Origin of the sequence: Synechococcus sp. Cruz CV12-2-Slac-r (assembly GCF_024346075.1) — a bacterium.
Classification (GTDB): domain Bacteria; phylum Cyanobacteriota; class Cyanobacteriia; order PCC-6307; family Cyanobiaceae; genus Synechococcus_D.
The window spans coordinates 1-2113 of the sequence record NZ_JAGQEK010000226.1; the positions used below are offsets into that span (position 1 = coordinate 1).

3 protein-coding genes are annotated in these 2113 nt (G+C 47.5%); 1 reads left to right on the forward strand and 2 read right to left on the reverse strand.

What is annotated here, in order from left to right:
• Both KB557_RS10965 and KB557_RS10970 read right to left on the reverse strand, forming a co-directional pair.
• Positions 1-290: ATP-binding protein (locus KB557_RS10965; RefSeq protein ID WP_255134152.1), on the reverse strand; the 290-nt coding region annotated here is incomplete at its 3' end.
• A gap of 6 nt (positions 291-296) precedes the next feature.
• Positions 297-1475, reverse strand: a complete 1179-nt coding sequence (locus tag KB557_RS10970) for a DNA repair exonuclease (protein ID WP_255134154.1) — start codon at positions 1473-1475, stop codon at positions 297-299.
• A gap of 157 nt (positions 1476-1632) precedes the next feature.
• On the opposite strand from KB557_RS10970, the gene KB557_RS10975 reads away from it, so the two are divergent.
• A partial coding sequence (locus KB557_RS10975; protein ID WP_255134156.1) for a hypothetical protein occupies positions 1633-2113 on the forward strand: 481 nt, incomplete at its 3' end.

Sequence of the window (2113 nt, forward strand, 5' to 3'; positions counted from 1 at the left end):
GTTACGTTGCCGGTAGTGCCACTAAAGCGTTTATTTAATTCCCAGTTTTCGCCTTTAGCCTCAAAACCAATCAATATTTTTGGTGGACCAAGATGTATTCGAGATTGCAAAGCCTCCACTGGAGCGCCACTAGCTGATGCCTTTAAGAACAAGGCTCGATGCAGCGCTTCTACCAGTGTACTTTTACCGGATTCATTGGGGCCGCTAATTACGGTGAGTTGCGGCGAGAAAGTGAGCTTTAAATCACCGTGTTGGCGCACATTTTCTAGTTGGCAGTTGATAAGTCGCATGGTGATTTAATAGGTTGTGGTGAAACGGAACAATTCACAAAGCGCAGCTCGGTTAATGGCAGCCTGCTCAGATTCAGGATCTTCCTCTTGCAGCTGCTGCTGTAGTTGATTTGCTACTCGGGCAATAAGAGGATCTTCCACTCGAGCGGTTAGCTGCTCTAGTTCTTCTGCTTCTGGTGCTTGTTGACATTCACCCTTAATTCGAAGTCGCAATAGGCGATCATTTAAATCGTTCTTCATTTGTTCATAACGACGATGGCCGGCAAGACTGAGGCTGCCACTTATCTCCATGCGCAATAGATCTCGATTTACGCGCCCAGCAGTTAGTTCATCTATCTGCCGTTGTAAGCGATCCAGATCAGCATCGCCTGTAAGACTAATGCTGATGTTGTGCCAGTAAATGCGTCCTGTTTGTTGGGGCTGTACCGCAGGAATTTTCCCGCGCTCTAAGTCCACCAGTAAAACCTGCCCGCGCTGATTATCTGTTCCTTGATCAAATTGATCAGGCTCTGGGGTACCGCAATACCAAGCACGGGTAGTTATCTCTTTGAGATTGTGCCAATCGCCAAGTGCTATGTAATCGATTTGTTCTGCTGGTAAAACTGATAAATCGATCTGATTATTGGAAACGGCCTGGATTTCTTCCTCTAGATCATAATTACGCCCTCCAAAGCCATGCACACTGCCGTGGGCTAAAACAATTCTTGGCTTGTTTTCTGGTAAGCCGTCCCAATCAAAATGACGTAGCCAACTGGTTGGATCTGCTGAATTTTGATTACGTAGTAATGGACAAGGCAACAGCACTGCTTGTGGTAGTTCAACGATCTGCTGTTCAAGCAACAACTGTAGGTTTGGTGCCATCAGTGGCTTTTGGCGCTGAAAATCCTCTCGATGCCAAACAGTGCCAGGTGCTCCATGGTCGTGGTTGCCTGGGATTACCAATACGGGTACCTGCATTTCACCGATTGCTTCTAGTACCTCAAGTACTGCAGTGGATGCAGGTGTAGTTGAGTCGAATAGATCACCTGCTACAAGTACAAAATCAACGCTATGAAGCTTGACGACATCACGAATACGGCCAATGGCAGCAAGGCGTTCCTGCTGCAGCCGAAAGCGCTTCTGCTCATCAGCAACGGCCCCGTAGGGCTTTCCGATTTGCCAGTCGGCGGTGTGGAGGAAGCGCATGGAGGCGGTGAACTGCTAAGACCACTGTCACATCTGAGTCAGACTTTGGCGAAACAGCTAGTGCGAATGACGGCGAAATGATAAAGTGAGATTGCTTAGTGGTATCAGCCAGTAGGCTCCTTAAACGAATTTTCAAGACAGCAGTGATGGTGGTTTTGTGAAAACGCTGGCAATTAATCGCGACTTGATCTTGAGTCGCGCAAGCGATGATGATCTTGCGGCTCTTGACCTTCTATATCTAAGTGATCCAAATCTATCAATTCTGTCGCCCTTGGCCAAAGCTGGCTACTTCAAGGCAAGAATGGGGCAGATCCCGGCAGAAGTAGCTAACGAGGCCCTGCAAACTATTTTTGCAATTGCAGGAGAAGATGGCGAAGCCCTCAGAGGAGGTGAAAGCATTGTTGTCTTTATTGAAGAGATTGTTCAGCATTGTATTGAAAGAAGAATTGGGGAGGATCGGATAATTCAGATTGGTTTTGAGTCAGAGGGGTCGATCTCTGAATTTCTCGGAAACTCGGACGCCTGGCTTTCGCTTGACGAGTTAGCAGAAATAAGCCTCAATAAGGAAAGCCCTCGCCTTTCAGATGTTCTACTCGAGTCGCTGAACAGAAAAGTGGCCCACAGAAAGCCTGAATGCT

Excerpts from the sequence above, each read along its gene's own strand:
- KB557_RS10970 (WP_255134154.1), bottom strand. The coding sequence starts at position 1,475 with ATGCGCTTCCTCCACACCGCCGACTGGCAAATCGGAAAGCCCTACGGG.